General features: G+C 73.1%; 15 protein-coding genes and 1 pseudogene. 10 read left to right on the top strand and 6 right to left on the bottom strand.

The window, feature by feature from the left end; translation table 11 throughout:
• Positions 1 to 3: 3 nt before the first annotated feature.
• From KPL59_RS18650 to KPL59_RS18675, 6 genes are read left to right on the top strand one after another with little or no spacing between them, the layout of a single operon-like run.
• On the top strand, positions 4 to 696 hold the full coding sequence (locus tag KPL59_RS18650; protein ID WP_226361532.1) for a hypothetical protein: 693 nt from the start codon (positions 4 to 6) through the stop codon (positions 694 to 696).
• Positions 674 to 3,814 carry an ATP-binding protein gene (locus KPL59_RS18655; RefSeq protein ID WP_374111639.1) on the top strand — a complete coding sequence of 1,047 codons (3,141 nt, stop codon included), beginning with the start codon at positions 674 to 676 and terminating at the stop codon, positions 3,812 to 3,814. Before KPL59_RS18650 ends, KPL59_RS18655 begins: the two co-directional genes overlap by 23 nt.
• Entirely contained in the window at positions 3,811 to 5,721 is a 1,911-nt protein-coding gene (locus KPL59_RS18660) for a hypothetical protein (protein ID WP_226361534.1), read from the top strand. The genes KPL59_RS18655 and KPL59_RS18660 overlap by 4 nt, the downstream gene beginning before the upstream one ends.
• A complete protein-coding gene (locus KPL59_RS18665) occupies positions 5,705 to 6,307 on the top strand; it encodes a hypothetical protein (RefSeq protein WP_226351227.1) in 603 nt (200 codons plus the stop codon). Before KPL59_RS18660 ends, KPL59_RS18665 begins: the two co-directional genes overlap by 17 nt.
• Complete coding sequence (locus tag KPL59_RS18670) at positions 6,304 to 7,329, top strand: C40 family peptidase (RefSeq protein ID WP_226361535.1); 1,026 nt, start codon at positions 6,304 to 6,306, stop codon at positions 7,327 to 7,329. The genes KPL59_RS18665 and KPL59_RS18670 overlap by 4 nt, the downstream gene beginning before the upstream one ends.
• Before the next feature lie 28 nt (positions 7,330 to 7,357).
• Complete coding sequence (locus tag KPL59_RS18675; RefSeq protein ID WP_226361536.1) at positions 7,358 to 7,753, top strand: hypothetical protein; 396 nt, start codon at positions 7,358 to 7,360, stop codon at positions 7,751 to 7,753.
• Positions 7,754 to 8,056: 303 nt separating this feature from the next.
• Here the strand turns inward: KPL59_RS18675 and KPL59_RS18680 are convergent, their stop codons facing one another.
• The 5 genes and pseudogenes from KPL59_RS18680 to KPL59_RS18690 form a co-directional block, all read right to left on the bottom strand.
• A complete protein-coding gene (locus KPL59_RS18680) occupies positions 8,057 to 8,878 on the bottom strand; it encodes an ESX secretion-associated protein EspG (protein ID WP_226351146.1) in 822 nt (273 codons plus the stop codon).
• On the bottom strand, positions 8,875 to 9,006 hold the full coding sequence (locus KPL59_RS35830) for a hypothetical protein (RefSeq protein WP_255677190.1): 132 nt from the start codon (positions 9,004 to 9,006) through the stop codon (positions 8,875 to 8,877). The genes KPL59_RS18680 and KPL59_RS35830 overlap by 4 nt, the downstream gene beginning before the upstream one ends.
• Before the next feature lie 935 nt (positions 9,007 to 9,941).
• Positions 9,942 to 10,259: pseudogene (locus KPL59_RS37745) on the bottom strand (PPE domain-containing protein); the annotation flags it as partial.
• Positions 10,259 to 10,615 carry a hypothetical protein gene (locus KPL59_RS18685; protein WP_226361537.1) on the bottom strand — a complete coding sequence of 119 codons (357 nt, stop codon included), beginning with the start codon at positions 10,613 to 10,615 and terminating at the stop codon, positions 10,259 to 10,261. The gene KPL59_RS18685 and the pseudogene KPL59_RS37745, both read right to left, overlap by 1 nt.
• Before the next feature lie 83 nt (positions 10,616 to 10,698).
• A complete protein-coding gene (locus tag KPL59_RS18690) occupies positions 10,699 to 11,298 on the bottom strand; it encodes a DUF3558 family protein (protein ID WP_308187911.1) in 600 nt (199 codons plus the stop codon).
• Between the two features lie 206 nt (positions 11,299 to 11,504).
• Here KPL59_RS18690 and dnaK point away from each other — a divergent pair, with 206 nt between their 5' ends.
• The 4 genes from dnaK to KPL59_RS18710 all read left to right on the top strand — a co-directional run bounded on the left by dnaK (position 11,505) and on the right by KPL59_RS18710 (position 15,883).
• On the top strand, positions 11,505 to 13,376 hold the full coding sequence (dnaK, locus tag KPL59_RS18695) for a molecular chaperone DnaK (RefSeq protein WP_149665327.1): 1,872 nt from the start codon (positions 11,505 to 11,507) through the stop codon (positions 13,374 to 13,376).
• Between the two features lie 38 nt (positions 13,377 to 13,414).
• On the top strand, positions 13,415 to 14,101 hold the full coding sequence (gene grpE, locus KPL59_RS18700) for a nucleotide exchange factor GrpE (protein ID WP_226361538.1): 687 nt from the start codon (positions 13,415 to 13,417) through the stop codon (positions 14,099 to 14,101).
• Between the two features lie 88 nt (positions 14,102 to 14,189).
• Positions 14,190 to 15,422 (top strand): molecular chaperone DnaJ, encoded by a 1,233-nt coding sequence (gene dnaJ / locus KPL59_RS18705; RefSeq protein ID WP_075334008.1) that lies wholly within the window; start codon positions 14,190 to 14,192, stop codon positions 15,420 to 15,422.
• 5 nt (positions 15,423 to 15,427) lie between these two features.
• On the top strand, positions 15,428 to 15,883 hold the full coding sequence (locus KPL59_RS18710; RefSeq protein ID WP_283160292.1) for a heat shock protein transcriptional repressor HspR: 456 nt from the start codon (positions 15,428 to 15,430) through the stop codon (positions 15,881 to 15,883).
• Positions 15,884 to 15,979: 96 nt separating this feature from the next.
• On the opposite strand, the gene KPL59_RS18715 is transcribed toward KPL59_RS18710, so the two are convergent.
• Positions 15,980 to 17,278: an MFS transporter gene (locus KPL59_RS18715; protein WP_226361539.1), complete on the bottom strand. Its 1,299-nt coding sequence runs from the start codon at positions 17,276 to 17,278 to the stop codon at positions 15,980 to 15,982.
• Positions 17,279 to 17,349: the final 71 nt, after the last annotated feature.

Consider the following 17,349-nt stretch of genomic DNA (forward strand, 5'->3'; position numbering starts at 1 on the left):
CCCGTGCTCGTTCGCACGGACGACGAGGTCTACCGCGTCGACGCCGTCTGGCTCGGGCCGCCGCGTGCCACGTTCCCCTGGCGCGCCCGCTACGTCAGCTACGGCGTGGGTCTCCTCGTCATGATGCTGATCATGTTCGTCCAGCGCCGGCTCGGCATCGGGCTGGACTTCTTCTCCGTGGCCTGGGCGCTCGTCGGCACGATCGCGATCACCCGCCTGCTCGGCAAGAAGATCGACTACGAGCGGCCGCTGGGCCGGGTGCTCGCCCAGTTCTGGGCCGAGGTGACCGGTCCGCGGGCCGGGCGCAAGGCCGCGGGCGGCTCGGTGCGCGCGTCCCACGTGCGTGTCCACACCACCCGAGCCCACCCGGGCACCCCCTCCTCGGGCGGCCGGGCCCGCGCACTCGGTGCCCCCCGCCGCTCCTCGTTGACCGCGGCGGACGCCACGCCGCGCCCCGCGTCCGGCACCCTCGTGGAGTCGGTCCCCGACACCGCCGGCTCGGTGGTCCCGGGGTTCGAGGCCCCGGTCGCGGCACCCACGCGCGTGGTCCCGCCGTTGCCGGAGCCGGGGAGCGCGCCGCGGCGCAGCCGTTTCCGCCGGGCCCGCGGCAGCGGCAGCGGTCGTGGGGCGAGCCTCCCCGCGCGCACCGGCCGTCCCGACCCGTGGCGCCGGAGTGGCCACCGTGGCCGCACCTGAGCGGACCCCCCGCCGGAGGGCTCGGCGTGGCCGGGCCCGTGCCGGCGAGGGCGGTTCGGACTACACCCCGTCGATCGCGCTGCGCTCGATCGACGGCCACATCACGCGGACCAACGGCCAGGTCATGGCCTGGTACCGGCTCGCCGCGCAGGCGTGGAGCTTCCGCAGCGACAACCAGCGCGAGGTGCTGATCCGCCAGATCGCCGCGCAGCTCGGCGAGCTGCAGGGGCGCTGGCTGCACCTGCGCGTCACCACCCGGCCGTACCCGGTGCACATGTGGGCCGAGTCGTTCGACCAGAACGCGATCGGCCGGATGCCCGACGTGCCCGGCGCGCTCGGCTGGGACGGTTTCCTGGAGGGCGAACAGCGCCACCTCATGGGGCTGTCGATGGCCGACAAGGAGGTCTTCCTCGGCATCGAGGTCTCCGGCCGCGGGCTGATCGACCGCTGGGTGGAGCGCGCCGCGCCCGTCCTGGACCGGCTCGTGCCGTCCGCGGTCCGGGCCGAGCTCGCCGCGCTGGAGTCCGAGGTGAACCACCTCGACGTGCTCGTCGCCGGGTCCGGGCTCGACGCCGTCCCGGCCAGCGCCGAGGACATGGCCTGGCTGATGCACCGCTCCGTCGCGCTCGGTCTGCCCGCGCCGCGCGGGCTGTCCTCGGTGCCGCGTGGGGTGTCGACCTGGGAGCCGGAGGACCTGGCCGCGTTCACCGAGGGCGTCGACCTCCACCAGGAGCCGTACGCGCCGACCGTGCAGGTTGTCGGGCGGATGCGCAGCCAGACCGTCACCCGCAACGTCGCGGTGCTGAGCGTCGGGCTGATGGAGGGACTGCGCATCCCCGAGATCGACGACCCGTGGATGCAGCACTCCGACCGGCTGCCGTTCCCGGTCGAGTGGTCCGCGCGGATCTACGTGCGCCGCCCGGAGGACGTCACCGGTGAGCTGCAGCGCCAGATGGGCAAGGTGCGCAGCCAGATCCGGCACTACACCCACGACCACGACCTCGACCCGCCGATGTCGCTGGCGCGCCAGGCCGACCGGGTCCTGGAGGTCGAGGACGAGCTCACCACCGGGCTGACCCAGCTCAACACCCGGCTCTACGGCTGGTGGCGGATCGCGGTCTCCGGCCGCGACGAGGCCGAGGCCACCACCCGTGCCCAGCAGGTCGTCGACCTGTACCGGCCCAAGGTGCAGATCGAGCACCCCGAGGCCCAGTACCGCTACGCCCGCGAGTTCATCCCCGGCGAGCCGCTGGCCGCGACGGCCTACCGCCGACGCGGCTCGGTCACCTGGGCCGCGGCGGCGGTCCCGGCCGCGACGGCCAGCGTCGGCGACCGGCGCGGGATCATGCTCGGCGAGACCTGCACCGCGACCCGGCGCCCGGTCGCCTGGGACCCGTGGCTGGCCCAGGAGGTCCGACGCGCGTCCGGCCTGACCGCGATCGTCGGTGGCCTGGGCTCGGGCAAGTCGTTCCTCACCGGGCTGGTCGTCTACAAGACGCTGCGTGCCGGGGCCCGCTGGACGGTGCTCGACCCGTCCGGCCCGCTCGCGGAGCTGACCCGGCTGCCGGAGCTGGCGCCGTTCTCCCGGCACATCAACCTGCTCCGCGCCGACCCCGGCATCCTCAACCCGTACCGGGTGGTCGCCGAGCCGCGCCCTGACCACTTCCTCGACGACGAGGACCCCGAGCGCGCCTGGAAGCGGGAGCGCTCGCTGGCCGCGGCCACCCGTCGCCGCCTGGTGCTCGACGTGCTGTCGGGCCTGCTGCCCTACGAGATCGCCCGCCAGCCGCACACCCGGATCGTGCTGCTCCGGGCGGTGCGCGAGGTCGGCGGCTCGCCCGACCGGCACCCCGGCATGGTCATCGACGCGCTGCGCAGGCACGCCACCGAGAGCGAGGACCACGCCGGCGTCGTCGCGGACTTCCTCGACGAGCGGCGCGAGCTGCCGCAGGCCGCGCTGCTGTTCCCCGACGAGACCCGGGCGGACCCCTGGCAGGCCGACCGCGACTACCGGCTCACCGTGCTGACGATGCAGGGCCTGTCGCTGCCGCGCCCGGGCAGCCCGCGCGAGGAGTGGACCGACAACGAGTCGCTCGGCGTCGAGCTGCTGAACCTGGCCTCCTGGCTGACCCAGCGCACGATCTACGACGCCGACCGCAACCTCCGCAAGGGCGTCGCGCTCGACGAGACGCACTTCCTGTCCCAGGTGCCGACCGGCAAGGTCCTCATCGACCGGCTCGCCCGCGACTCCCGCAAGTTCAACGTCCGCGCCCTGTTCGCCTCCCAGCTGGCCGGCGACCTGCTGCGGGTGTCGGGCTTCGCGTCGCTGGTCAACGCGGTGTTCGTCGGCCGGACCGACGACGAGGAGGCCCAGTCCGAGGCGCTGCGGCTGCTGCGCGTGCCCACCGGTGTCGGCTACGAGGAGATGCTCGGGACGCTGTCCCCGCGCCCCCGCCACGACGACCGGCCCGACGACGCGCCCCGCCAGTTCGTATTCGCCGACGGTCACGGCGGTGTGGAGAAGGTGCGCATCGACCTGGAGGCGCCGCACCTGGAACATGTCCGCGAGGCGCTCGACACCAACCCCGACGCCGCCCGGGTCGTCGCCCCGCGCCCGCCCGGCGGACCGGCGCTCACCGGGCCGGGGAGCCCCGAGATGACCGCACCCGACGAGCCGAGCCCACTGCCCGCGCGCCGCGCCCCGGCCCCGGTGGCGGTGCCCGACCTCGACGGCGACGAGATCGACCTGACCACCGACACCCGGATCGGCCCCGGCGAGGCCGACCCGGTCCTGGCCGGCGGGATCCGCGCCGGTGGTGTGCAGGTCGTGTCGGTCGCCGCGACCGACGCCGCCGTCGGACGTGCGGAGCTCTACGACGACGAGCAGCTCGACCTGCTCGACGAGCTCGACGACGACTGGATCGTCGACGAGCCCGCCGCGACGCCCCCGAACGCGGCGCCCTCGAACGGGACGCCCCCGAACGGTGGTGCCCCGAACGGCGCGGCCCCGAACGGCGCGGCCCCGAACGGCGCGGCTCCGCACGGCGCGCCCTCGGACGGGGCTGCTCCCACGAACGGCCACACCCCGCCCACGCCCCCCGACGGGGACGGACGGTGACGGCGGGGCTCGACCCGTCCGGCGGCGCAGGGATCTGGGTCGTCCTGGGTGTGCTGCTCGCGGCCGTCGTCGTGTCGGTGCGCAGGACGCGCCGCGCACGCCGGCCGGACCCCCCGGGAACCACCCGGCGTCGTCGCCGGCGGACGGCGATCCTGGTGGTCACCGCGATCGCCGGCGGCACACTGCTGCTCGGCTCGCCCGCGATGGCGCAGGCGCTGGACTGCAAGACCCCGCCGGAGCCGGACCGCCCCGGCACCGGGCTGGTCGGCTCGCTCGACCGACCCTCGGCGCTGCACGGGGAGGCAGGCAGCGTCTACGAGGAGGTCGGCTACGCCGGTCTCGTCTGGCACAACTACGACCTGGGCTGCGCCGCGTCGGGCGTGCTGAACCCCTCGGTCACCACCGACACCTGGCTGGGCAACCAGGTCTTCAACCTGGCGAAGCTGACCGTCGGCGGGGTGAACTGGGCGCACTACCTGATCGCCGACGGCGGGTCGCTGTTCGAACCGCTCGACCAGGTCATCACCACCGCGACCCGGGCGATGTACGAGACGGTGTTCACCACCTGGGTGGGCCTCGGCCTGCTCGGGTTCGCGATCATCGTGTTGCTGCTGGCGATGCGCGGCGAGCTCGCGCGCCAGGCCCAGCGCACCGGCATCGCGGTGCTGGCGCTGATGATCGGCTCCGCCGCCTATCTCGCACCGGTGGACTGGTCCCGCGCGGCGGACAACCTGCTGCTCGACGGCGTCACGCAGATGCAGGAGGGCTTCCTCGGGCAGGTCGGGCTCGGCACCCGCGACACCCTCCCCACGGTGCTCGTCGACCAGGTGGCCTACCAGAACTGGCTGCGCGGGACGTTCGGCGCACCGGACGTCCCGCAGGCCCAGGAGCTGGGCCGGGACCTGCTGCGGGCCCAGGCGTTCACCATCGACGAGATCGACCGCGGCGAGGACACCAGCGAGACGGCCGAGCGCAAGAAGAGCGAGTACGCCGCGATCGCCGACCGCATGGGCGACCGCTACCCGTACTTCACCGGGGCGTCCGGCAGCCGGATCGGAGCCGGGACGCTCGCGCTGATCCAGGCCGCGTGCATCGCGCTGTTCCAGCTGCTGTCCAAGGTCCTGGTGCTGGTCGCGTTGCTGATCATCCGGCTGATGGTGGTGACGGCGCCGGCGATCGCCGTCGTCGCGCTGCTGAAACCGGACGTCATCCCGGCGATCCTGCGCATCGGCGGCGCCGCGATCGTGAACACACTGGTCGTCGGGGCGCTGGCCGGGCTGCACGCGCTGCTGGTCGTGTCGCTGTTCGCACCCGGATCCGGGGTCGATCTGTGGCTCGCGCTGCTGGTCACCGGTGTGGTCACGCTCGTGCTGTGGGCCGTCGCGCGACCGTTCCGGCGGCTGGTGTCGATGGTGACGCTCACCCGCGAGCAGTTCGGCGGGATCGTCCCCGGCATCAACGGCGGCCCGGTGTCGCGCGTCTGGAACCGGATGCGTGGCCCGAACGACGCCGACGAGCGCCAGTCCCGCTGGTGGTCCGAGCGCGGCGGCCACGGCGGGTCCGGCGACCCGGGTGCGGTGCGCCCGGAGGCCGAGACCGCTGCCGGGCCGGGGGCCCGGGTCCGTCGTCGCGCGGCGACGGACGTGCCCTCCCCCCAGGCGGCCCGGATCGCCGAGCCACGCCGCGGTGCGCTGCCGGTCGGGGTGTCCGGGCGGCCCGACACCGGGTTCGCGACGCGGGTCGACCCCGGCGAGGTCGACGACCGCTCCATCTACCGCCGCGACGACACGGGCCCCCGCCGCCCCGGTGACCCGGCCCCGGTGACCCCGGAGCTCGTCGACGGCGTGCCCGTCTACAAGATCTACCGCCCGCGAGCGGCGCACACCGGCGGTGACCGTGCCGATTAGGTCCTCCCGCGGCCGTGCCGGCGCCTACCGCGCGGTGTGGCAGTGGCCGCTGCGCTCTCCTGTCCGGCTCGCCGTGACGGTGGTGGTCCTGGGCGGACTCGTGTTCGGGCTGGTCTCGCTCGGAGGTTCCGGCGGTGCGGCGTCCGGGGGGCTCGTCGCCGGGGGAGGCTCCGGCGGCAACCGGTGGGACAGCGGCTCGTCCGGGGTCTCCGCGACGCCCACCCCGACGCTGCTGCCGCCGGTGCCCGAGCTGTCCCCCGAGGCACTGCCGGTGTCGCAGGCACCGCAGGAGGCCCTCGAGACGGCCCGGGTGTGGGCGTCGGCCTGGGTGAACCACCCCGACGGCATGACCTCCCAGCAGTGGGTCGCCGGGCTGCGGCCGTACACGACCGACGAGTTCCTCGGCGTGCTCGCGAGCGTCGACCCGTCGAACGTGCCCGCCTCCCGGGTCACCGGGCCGGCCACCCCGACCCGGGTCGCGCCGAAGAGCATCGAGGTCACCGTGCCGACCGACACGCTGACCCTGCGGATCCTGATCGTCGACACCGAGGCGGGCTGGAAGGTGTCCCGCTACGACCGGGCATGAGCACCCCGCTGACGCGTGCGCTGCGGCCGTTGCGGCTGCTGCTGCCGTTCGTCGCGATCGGGATGGCGCTGGTGCTGTTCCTGACGGTCGGCTTCCTCGCGTTCAGCCCCAACCTCGGTGGCGGCCGGTCGAACGCGGCCTGGTGCGACACCGGCATCTCGACGGCGACGGTCGGCCGCGGCGGCGGGGGAGCCACCTTCGAGACGCTGTCCGACGAGCAGAAGCAGAACGCCGCCGCGATCATCTCGGTCGCCAAGGACATGCAGCTCCCGCCGAAGGCCTGGCTCATCGCGCTGGCCACGGCGATGCAGGAGTCGACGCTCCGCAACATCAACTACGGCGACCGGGACTCGCTCGGGCTGTTCCAGCAGCGTCCGTCGCAGGGGTGGGGGACCCCCGCTCAGGTCACCGACCCCGCCTACAGCAGCCGGATCTTCTACGAGCGGCTGATGGAGGTGCCCGGCTGGGACTCGCTGCCGGTGACAGTGGCAGCTCAGAGAGTCCAGCGCTCCGGTTTCCCGGACGCCTATGCCAAGTGGGAGGGCCTGGCCGCGTCGCTGGTCCAGAACATCGGCGACGTCGCCAACCCGACCGGCTGCGCCCCCGGCACGACCGGCGCGCTGCCCCCGGGCGTCGCCGGCGCCGCAATCGGGTTCGCGCTCGGCGAGCTCGGCAAGCCCTACGTGTGGGGCGCGACCGGCCCGGACGCCTACGACTGCTCCGGCCTGCTCATGCGTGCCTACGAGGCCGCCGGGCTCACGATCCCGCGGGTCTCGCGCGACCAGTACAAGTCCGGCGGGCACCTGCCGGTGCGCGACGTCGCGCCGGGCGACTTCCTGTTCTACGCCCACGACCCGTCGGATCCGAGCACGATCTACCACGTCACGATGTACATCGGCGACGGGAAGATGGTCGAGGCGCCCAACCGCAAGTTCCCCGTCCGGGTGCAGCCGGTCCCGTGGGACTTCGCCGACCTCGTGCCGCTCGCCACCCGGCCGGGGACCACGCCGAACCCGGCCTGAACGGGGTCGAGGCGCCATCATGGGCGGCATGCGCTCCCCGCTCTCGGACTACCTCGACTCCGCGGTGCCCGGTGCCTGCCCGGACCACCTCGTCGTGCCGCGCTCACTGGCCCAGTCGATGCCGCTTCGCTGGCAGCAGGTCTTCGTCGGGCTGCTCACCGACCTGCACGAGGCCTACCCCGATGTCGTCTGGCCCGAGTACGCGGTGTCCGCGGTGCGCGCCGAGCCCCTGACCGAGCTCGACGACGCCCAGCTCGCGACACACGGCTACGTCACCGAGCTGGGTCCCGACGGGGATCTCGAGTACCGCGACGTGGACGACCGCGTGGTCCCCGGGTCGCTGCCGGTCCGGGTGGAGGTGCCGGACACGGTGCCGCCGGCGTCGGCGGGGCAGGTGCCGCGGGGGACCGTCGTCCTGCGCTGACTTCACGGGACCCCGCTGCGCTCACGCCGCTGAGCCGATCACGCCGCAGTGCCGATCACGCCGCAGTGCCGATCACGCCGCAGTGCCGATCACGCCGCAGTGCCGATCACGCCGCAGTGCCGATCACGCTGCTTGCGCCGGTCGGTTCCGGCGGATCTGCGCGGTCCGTGGCCGGGCGACGGCGAGATGCACCTCAGCGGGAATCGTCGATCCCCACGGCCCGCTGAGCTGCATCTCGCGGTGCGACAGGGATACCTTCCCTGCCGAATTCGCTTACCCGGTAAGCGAGTTCCGGGCTGCCCGTCACCAGGTCCGGTGCGCCCCGACCGGTGCGCGACGGCGCCGGGCCGCGTCGGCGAGCCGGTCCAGCTCACGGACCAGGTACGTCGCGTCGGCCGGTCCGGCGTGCACCACGGCGTCGTCGGGCAGCGGGCCGCCGACGACGTCCGGGGTCGGGCGCCGTTGGACGTAGCAGCCGTCCGGGGTGGCGTGCACCAGCAGGACACCCGGCGCGCGGCACGGGTCGGGTCCCTTGCGCCCGGCACCGAGCTGGGCGACGCCCTCGGTCCGTCCCATCCGCCGCAGCACTTCGGCCTCGGCCGCGGTGCAGCCCCGCCGGAGGAGCTCGTGGACGAGCCGGTCGGCGTCGCCGTCGGCGCGCTCGACGGCGTCCCCCAGCACCGCGACGGGGATCTGCACCCCGACACCGGGGCCCGGGACGACCTCGCCGAGCAGCTCGACCAGGACGGTGGACGCGTCGTCGGGCCGGACGCGCACGAGCGCGACGTCGTCGTCGATCCGGGTGGCCAGCACCGCGCGCCCGGCCCGCCGCGCGACCAGCGCACGCTGCCACGACGGGGGTGCGACCACGAGGTCGTGCTGGAACTCCGGTGCGACGACCGTGCGCAGGTCGTCGACCAGGCTCGGCTCGAACGTGGTGCCGGTGAACAGGCCCCGCGCCGCCAGGGTGTCGAGGCACCCCCGTACGACGCGGGTCCGCTCGACGTCGGTGAACCCGGGGCTGAGCAGCTCCAGGACCGCGGGGTTGCGACCGAGGTCGAGGAGGTCCCGGGCGACGTCGAACTCGGCGGCGGTGAGGACGGTGGCGCGGTTCCAGTCGATCATCGGTGGGGCTCCTCGGGGGCCAGGACGGCGTCGGTCGCGGCGATCTCGATGTCGAACACCTCGTCGGTGGGGACGACATAGCGGTTGCGGTGGTCCTGGGCGTCGCGGCCGCCCGCGCCGCCGGCCATCGAGCCGTAGCCGCTCGGGCCGGTGCCCCGTCCGGTGGCCTCGCCGGGGCGGGCGGACCAGGCCGGCTCGGTGGACCGGGCGCCGGGACCGAACGGCTCGAACGGCCGTCCGCCACCGGATCCCGTCCCACGGGGAGTCGCTCGCCGTACCCGGGGCCACGGGCCGACGGCGGGAGGAGCGGCTGCGCCCGGGTCCGCTCGCCGAACCGGCGCCCGAGGTCGACGCGGGTGCCGAACGGATCGGGGCCCGGTGCCGTCGACGTGGGGTACGCGCCCTGGGGTGGCGCGGGCCGGTACGGGTCCGGGGCAGGCGTCGTCGGTGGGTCGAGGCGCTGGGGTGCGACGACGTCGGCCGGTCCGGGCAGCCCGGTGCGGTCCCGGTCGGTGCCATCCCCGCTGTTCCCGGGCCCGCCGGGGCCAGCGGGTCGCCCGACGTCCGGCGTGCCGGGACCCGAACCTCCCGACCCACCGCTCCCCCGCCCGCCGACTCCCCGCCCGCCGGGAGCCTCGATGCCGCCCGGTCCGGGCCGGGGCCCGACACCCGGTGGACCCGGTGGACCCGGTTGACCCGGTGTACCGCCGCCCGGTCCCCCGCCGCCGACACGGGTGGCTCCGCCGCCGTCCCCGACGGCGGCCGGGCCGAACCCGCCGGCCCCGTTCGAGCTCGGCGGCGGACCTCCGGCACCGGTGGGCGCCGCGGCCGATGCCGGGTCGACGGTGAGGAAGCGGTCGTCGATCGCCGACGCGGTGTCGAGGTGCTCCTGCAGCACACGGTCGGCCTCCTCGCTGTGCCGCTGGTCGCGTTCGAGCGAGGTGACGTAGTCGGCGACGGTGGCGCCCAGACCGGTCAACGGGGCGCCCGCCAGCAGGTGGGCGTTGCGGACGCCGCTGGTGAAGATGCCGGGCGGGGTGGGGTCCAGAGCGGCGATGGCGGCCTGGGTGCGGTCGAACGACTGTCCGTAGGCGTCCAGCTGGGTCGCGCCGTTCGCGGTGACGGGGGCGGTGCACGTCATCGAGGTGGTGATGCCGTCGAGGGACTGCTGGGCGGCGGCCGCGGCGGGGCCCTGCCAGGAGATGCCGAGCTCCGCCATGCGTCTGCGGGCGTCGTCGGAGGCACGGCGGAGGTCGTTGTCGACGGCCCTGAGCGCGTCTGCGGCGTCGACGACAGCCTGCGAACCGGGTTCGCCGACGACCCACTGGTACTTCTCCTGCAGGGTCCTGGCCGCAAAGTTGAAGTAGTGGGGAAATGCCATCAGGACTGGCCCGGGTCCGTCGCACCGAACGTCTTCTCGATGTCGGATTCGTTCAGCTGAAAGGACTCGGCGACGACTCGGAGGTCTCGGACCGCCCGCTCGAGCTCGTCCTGGTGGGCTGCGTAGACCTCGAGAAGCTGCTGGTACTTCCGGTCGAACGCCGGAGTGGCGAGGTCAGATATGGGATCGGCTCCGCAACGGTCGACCCGCCGCGTGCGCGCACTGATGAGCGCTGACCGCATGTCGTCGATCTGATGCTTCAGGGCCTCCCCGACCTGCAGCACGGTCGTGGGAGAGACCTGGCTCAGCAGACCGGGATCAGTGGCCGAGGAGGAGTCGGACGGGCCGATGGACATGCCTGAACGCTAGGGAAGTCGTCGATCCGCGACGGCGCTTCCCACGAAGGGTGTTCGCACGAGCGAACTCCGGACGTACGTGATCAGCGCCGGGTGAGTTCCGCCAGAACTGCGTTGGCCAGATCACGGGAACGGCCGCACAGGGCGTCGTCTGTCAGGCCCGCGCTACGGAGATTCGTCGATAGAGCTTGGGACTGGGTTCGCAGCGAGACGTCATCGCCGATGTCCACGACGATGTCGCAAGCCGGGAGGGTGTCGGAGGAATCCGACGACCGCACCACCCCGTACCCGGCCAACGTTTCGAGTTCGGCTCCGGGTGCCCTGGCCAGGTCGGCTGCGGGCACCGGCAGGAACTGAACACTGGAGTCGATCTTCGCGGTCCGTCCGAGGTAGATACAGGTGGGCGAACGCCTGCCGTCGACCGTCACCTCGCCGGGGCGCCCGTTGTCCAAGCCGAACTCGGCACGCCGTGTGGCGTCCAGAAGGTCGCACGGATGGCGTCCGGTCACGTCCACCGTGGCCGGGCGGGGAGGGAAAGGCGTCGCGGAGATCGGGGAGGCAGTACTCGGGGCCGACGGGCACCCCGCGAGCGGGAGAGCGAGGCCGACGAGCAGGACGGCAACGCGTGCTCCACGGAGAGCGGGTCTGAGCACGTGATCCTCCGTCGCCGATCGACCGGCCACAGGCTAGCCCGCGCCACGGACCTGCACACGTGAACGTCGCGGATAAAAGTTGAGTCCCCCGGGAACAAGTCTCCCGGGTGGTCCGTTGACCCCCACGAGAGCAAGTTGAGCAGAGCCCACTCAAGGGCGATGCGCGAGCTGCTCCCCGGTTTGGTACAACTTGAGCCGGACGCACTCATACCCCACACATCTCGGAGGCAGTCACCATGGCTCGTACGGTCGGTATCGACCTCGGGACCACCAACTCCGTCGTCGCCGTCCTCGAGGGTGGCGAGCCGACGGTGATCGCGAACTCGGAGGGTGCCCGCACCACTCCGTCGATCGTCGCGTTCGCGCGCAACGGTGAGGTCCTCGTCGGCCAGTCGGCGAAGAACCAGGCCGTCACCAACTCCGACCGCACCTTCCGCTCGGTCAAGCGCCACATCGGCACCGACTGGAAGACGCCGGAGATCGACGGCAAGACCTACGCGGCGCAGGAGATCAGCGCCCGCGTCCTGCAGAAGCTCAAGCGGGACGCCGAGTCCTACCTGGGCGACGAGGTCACCGACGCCGTCATCACGGTGCCGGCCTACTTCGAGGACGCGCAGCGCCAGGCGACCAAGGAGGCCGGTCAGATCGCCGGCCTGAACGTGCTCCGCATCGTCAACGAGCCGACCGCGGCCGCGCTGGCCTACGGCCTGGACAAGGGCGACAAGGAGCAGACCATCCTGGTCTTCGACCTGGGTGGCGGCACGTTCGACGTGTCCCTGCTGGAGATCGCCGAGGGCGTCGTCGAGGTCAAGGCGACCAACGGCGACAACCACCTCGGTGGTGACGACTGGGACGAGCGGATCGTCACCTGGCTCGTCGACAAGTTCAAGTCCTCCCAGGGCATCGACCTGACCAAGGACAAGATGGCGATGCAGCGGCTCCGCGAGGCCGCGGAGAAGGCGAAGATCGAGCTGTCCAGCTCGTCCTCGACCAGCATCAACCTGCCCTACATCACGGTCGACTCCGAGAAGAACCCGCTGTTCCTGGACGAGACGCTGTCCCGCGCGGAGTTCCAGCGGATCACCCAGGACCTCCTGGACCGCACCCGTCAGCCGTTCAACCAGGTCATCAAGGACGCCGGCATCTCGGTGAACCAGATCGACCACGTCGTGCTCGTCGGTGGCTCCACCCGGATGCCCGCCGTCACCGAGCTCGTCAAGGAGCTGACCGGCGGCAAGGAGCCCAACAAGGGCGTCAACCCGGACGAGGTCGTCGCCGCCGGTGCCGCGCTGCAGGCCGGTGTGCTCCGCGGTGAGGTCAAGGACGTCCTGCTGCTGGACGTCACCCCGCTGTCCCTGGGCATCGAGACCAAGGGCGGCGTCATGACCAAGCTGATCGAGAAGAACACCACGATCCCGACCAAGCGCTCGGAGATCTTCTCCACCGCGGACGACAACCAGCCGTCGGTGCAGATCCAGGTCTACCAGGGCGAGCGCGAGATCGCCGCGTACAACAAGAAGCTCGGCATGTTCGAGCTGACCGGCATCGCGCCGGCCCCGCGCGGCGTCCCGCAGATCGAGGTCTCCTTCGACATCGACGCCAACGGCATCGTCAACGTGTCCGCCAAGGACATGGGCACCGGCAAGAGCCAGGAGATGACGATCACCGGCGGGTCGGCGCTGTCCAAGGACGACATCGACCGCATGGTCAAGGAGGCCGAGGCGCACGCCGAGGAGGACGCCAAGCGTCGCGAGGAGGCGGAGACCCGCAACCAGGCGGAGACCCTCGTCTACCAGACGGAGAAGTTCGTCAAGGAGAACGACGACAAGCTCCCCTCCGACGTCAAGGACTCGGTCAACGCCGCCCTGGGTGAGACCCAGGAGGCGCTGAAGGGCACCGACCACGAGGCGATCAAGTCCTCGATGGAGAAGCTCGCCACCGAGTCCCAGAAGATGGGGTCCGCCCTGTACTCGCAGCCCGGTGCCGAGGGCGCCGCGGGTGCCGGTGCCGAGGGTGGTGCCGGTGCGGCCGGTGCCTCCGACGCGCAGGACGACGTCGTCGACGCCGAGATCGTGGACGACGACAAGGACGCCAAGGGCGGCAAGTGACGGCCGGCGGCCATCCACGGGACGACAGGACGGTCGACATGGCAGACGAACAGAAGCAGGAGGAGCCGGTGACGTTCCGGGACCGCCGCAAGGTGGACCCGGAGACCGGCGAGGTCCGTCCCGACGCCGACGCGACCGGGGCCGCCGACACGGCGGCCCCGGCCGGGGACGGTGAGCAGGTCGCGGGCCCGGCCGACGGGGAGGACCCGGAGGTCGAGAAGCTGCGGGCCGAGGTCGCCGAGCGCACCGCGGACCTGCAGCGGGTCAGCGCCGAGTACGCCAACTACCGGCGTCGGGCCGACCGGGACCGTGAGCAGACGAAGGTGGACGCGAAGGTCTCGTTCGCGAACGACCTGCTGGTCGTGCTCGACGACTTCGAGCGCGCCGCCCAGCACGGCGACCTCACGGGACCCTTCAAGGCCGCTGCGGACAAGGTCACCGCGGTGCTGACGAAGCTCGGTCTCGAGCCGTTCGGGACCGAGGGCGAGCCCTTCGACCCGCAGCTCCACGAGGCCGTGCAGCACGAGCCGGCCGAGGGCTCCGGCCCCACGGTCACCGTGCTGTCGACGGTGCTGCGTCGTGGCTACCGCATCTCCGACCGGGTCCTCCGGCCGGCGATGGTGACCGTGCAGGACCGCCCCGAGGCGGAGGCCGAGGCAGAGGCCGAGACCGACGCCGCGGGCGGCGCGGACGCCGGCGACGGCGAGCCGCAGAACCCGGCCTGACCAGGACGGGTAGGGACGTGACCACGCGGTGCGGCGGGAGACGACAGGTCTCCCGCCGCGTCGCGGGCGTGAACGGAAAGGAGGCGGAGTGACCCAGCGCGACTGGATCGAGAAGGACTACTACCGCGAGCTGGGCGTCTCCTCGACGGCGTCCCAGGACGAGATCAAGAAGGCGTACCGCAAGCTCGCCCGTGAGCTGCACCCGGACGCGAACCCCGGCGACGAGAAGGCCGAGGCCCGCTTCAAGGCGGTCTCCGAGGCCTACGGCGTGCTGGGCGACGAGTCCAAGCGCAAGGAGTACGACGAGACCCGCGCGATGTTCGCCGGTGGCGGCGGCTTCGGCGGGTTCGGCACCGGCGGTGGCTTCCCCGGCGGCGCGCGACCCGGTGGCGCCGGCCAGGGGGGCTTCGACATCAACGACCTGTTCGGCCAGGCCGGCCGCGCGGGCGGCGCCGGGGCCGGTGCGGGCGACTTCAGCGACATCCTGGGCGACATCTTCGGCCGCGCCGCGCGCAACAGCGCCGGCGGTGCGGGCGGGTACGGCACGGCCGGTGCCCGCCGCGGCCAGGACGTCGAGAGCAGCCTGACCATCTCCTTCGAGGACGCGGTGCGCGGCGCGACGGTGCCCATCAAGCTGTCCTCGCCCGGGCGGTGCGAGCGCTGCGGCGGCACCGGGTCCCGGCCCGGCAGCACCCCGCGCACCTGCCCCACCTGCGCCGGTCAGGGCCTGGTGAACCGCAGCCAGGGCGCGTTCTCGTTCTCCGAGCCGTGCCGCGACTGCCGCGGGACCGGGCGCATCATCGACGACCCGTGCCCCGAGTGCCACGGCGACGGCGTGTCCACCCGGACCCGGTCGCTGTCCATCCGGGTCCCCGCGGGCGTCGACGACGGTCAGAAGATCCGGCTCCCCGGACAGGGCGAGCCCGGGCGGGGCGGGGCCCCCGCCGGGGATCTCTACGTGACCGTGAGCGTGACCCCGCACCGGATCTTCGGGCGGTCGTCGAAGAACCCCGACGACCTGACCCTCACCGTGCCGGTGACCTTCCCCGAGCTCGCTCTGGGGGCGACCCTGACGGTGCCCACACTCGACGGCACCGTCTCGCTGCGGATCCCGCCGGGCACCACCAGCGGCCGCACGTTCCGGGTGTCGGGGCGTGGGGTCGAACGCAAGAACGGGAAGAAGGGCAACCTGCTGGTCACCGTCGAGGTGGCGGTGCCGCAGAAGCTGGACGAGGCGGCGAGGAGCGCGCTGGAGGCCTACGCCGAGGCGACGTCGTCGTTCGACCCGCGGGCCGACCTGCTCGGTAGCGCCAGGAGGTGATGGCGGTGTCCGGACGACGCACCCCCCGTGACGGGGAGGAACCGCCGACGGTCGACGTGGCACACGACAGCCCGGTGTTCGTCATCTCGGTCGCCGCGCAGCTGTCCGGCCTGCACGCCCAGACCCTGCGCAGCTACGACCGGATCGGCCTGGTCAGCCCGGGCCGGTCCGCGGGCGGCGGACGTCGCTACTCCCAGCGCGACATCGCCCTGCTCCGCGAGGTGCAGCGGCTCTCCCAGGAGGAGGGCGTGAACCTCGCGGGCGTCAAGCGGATCATCGAACTGGAGCAGATGGTCGACCAGCTCTCGGCGCGCCTCGAGGAGGTGACCGCCGAGCTGGACGCGGTCCGCGCCGCCGCTGCGCAGGCCACCGCGGCGGTGCACCGCTCCTACCGGCGCGACCTCGTGCCGGTGGACCGGCGTCAGGCCGTCGTGCGCTGGCGCCCGGCCGACGACGGCTGAACCCGCTCCGTCGCGCACCCCGGCGTCCTCCGTCGGAACCGGGGTGCGGGACCGGGCCTCGCGCGGCGACGACCGTCGTGCCCGTGCACGAGCCGGTCAGGCGGCCGTCAGCGCTCCGCGCCGGGCCAGCAGGCCCAGCATCACGGCTCCGGCCAGCGGCACCGCCGCCAGGACCAGGAACGGCAGGGCGGGCGGGAACGCGGGGTCGAGCAGCGCCCCGACCCCCGTCGAGCCGACGAGCACCATCAGCCCGCCGAACGAGGCGAGCACCCCGAAGTGGGCACCCAGCCTGCGTTCCCCGGCCAGCCGCGGGACGAGATCCTGCGCGACCGGCACGGCGAACATCTCACCGAAGGTCAGCAGGAGCACCATCAGCACCGCGGGAGTGAGGGCCCACCACCCCGGCAGGTCCGGCAGCAGCCGGGCCACCGCGACGACGGTGAACGACGCGGCCATCAGGCAGAACCCCAGCACCACCGCGCGGCCCGCCCCCATCCGGCTCCCCCAGGCCGTCACCCGCATCTGCAGACAGATCACCAGCACCGACATCATCACGAACAGGAAGCCGAGCGCGGCGGTGCGCCCGACGCGCTCCAGCTCGTCGGGCAGGGCCAGGTAGAGCTGGTTGTAGCAGAGCAGCCAACCCGAGTAGCCGACCGCGAACAGCAGGAAGCGTCGGTTCCCCAGCACCTCGCCCCAGCCGGCGAGCATCGGCTGCCCGGCCTGCTCGGGCTCGCGCCACGGCAGCCACCGCCAGTGCGCCAGACCCACCAGCACGAAGCCGGCGGCGGCGACCAGGCAGGCGAGCTGGAAGTCGACCACCATGAGCGCGGTGCCGACCAGCGGCCCGGTGACGGTCCCGACCTGACCGGCGACGGCGAACATCGAGAACACCTCGGTCCGCGCCGGGCCCTCACCGGCGCGCTCCCGCTCCCCGGCCTCCCGCGCCAGCGACGACTCGACCGCCGGCGAGAACAGGGCCGCCGCGAACCCGGTCAGCAGCGCCCCACCGATGACCGCGGGCAGCGACCCGGCCGCGCCGAGGAGGATGAAACCGATCACGCGCAGCGAGCACCCGACGAGCACGACCGGCTTCGCACCGAACCGGTCGGTCAGGGTCCCGCCGATCACGAACAGTCCCTGCTGGCTGAACGTCCGCAGCCCCAGCACCAGCCCGACGGCCGCCGCGGCGAGCCCGAGGTCCTCGGCCAGGTGCGTCGCCAGGTAGGGCAGCACCATGTAAAAGCCCACGTTGAAGGCCATCTGGGTGCTGATCAGCAGCTTCATGACCGGGGGGAGCCCGCGGAACTGGGCCCACCGGCCCGGTCGGAGCGGCGTCGGGGGACGCGGGTCCGACTCGGGATCGGCGGGTCGGCGGAGCAGGCTGCGGAGCACCACGAAGTGGTACCAGGTCGCCGTCGGCAGTCGCGACTCGATGGCAACAACGACATATGCGCATGCATGAA

The sequence above is a fragment of the Pseudonocardia sp. ICBG1142 genome (genome assembly GCF_020496255.1).
GTDB lineage: Bacteria > Actinomycetota > Actinomycetes > Mycobacteriales > Pseudonocardiaceae > Pseudonocardia.

Bases quoted from the DNA above. Each gene is read 5' to 3' on its own strand.
- grpE (WP_226361538.1), top strand. From the start codon at position 13,415: ATGGCAGACGAACAGAAGCAGGAGGAGCCGGTGACGTTCCGGGACCGC.
- KPL59_RS18685 (WP_226361537.1), bottom strand. From the start codon at position 10,615: ATGTCCATCGGCCCGTCCGACTCCTCCTCGGCCACTGATCCCGGTCTG.
- KPL59_RS35830 (WP_255677190.1), bottom strand. From the start codon at position 9,006: ATGGCCGGCGGCGCGGGCGGCCGCGACGCCCAGGACCACCGCAACCGC.
- KPL59_RS18675 (WP_226361536.1), top strand. From the start codon at position 7,358: ATGCGCTCCCCGCTCTCGGACTACCTCGACTCCGCGGTGCCCGGTGCC.
- dnaK (WP_149665327.1), top strand. From the start codon at position 11,505: ATGGCTCGTACGGTCGGTATCGACCTCGGGACCACCAACTCCGTCGTC.
- KPL59_RS18680 (WP_226351146.1), bottom strand. From the start codon at position 8,878: ATGATCGACTGGAACCGCGCCACCGTCCTCACCGCCGCCGAGTTCGAC.
- KPL59_RS18670 (WP_226361535.1), top strand. From the start codon at position 6,304: ATGAGCACCCCGCTGACGCGTGCGCTGCGGCCGTTGCGGCTGCTGCTG.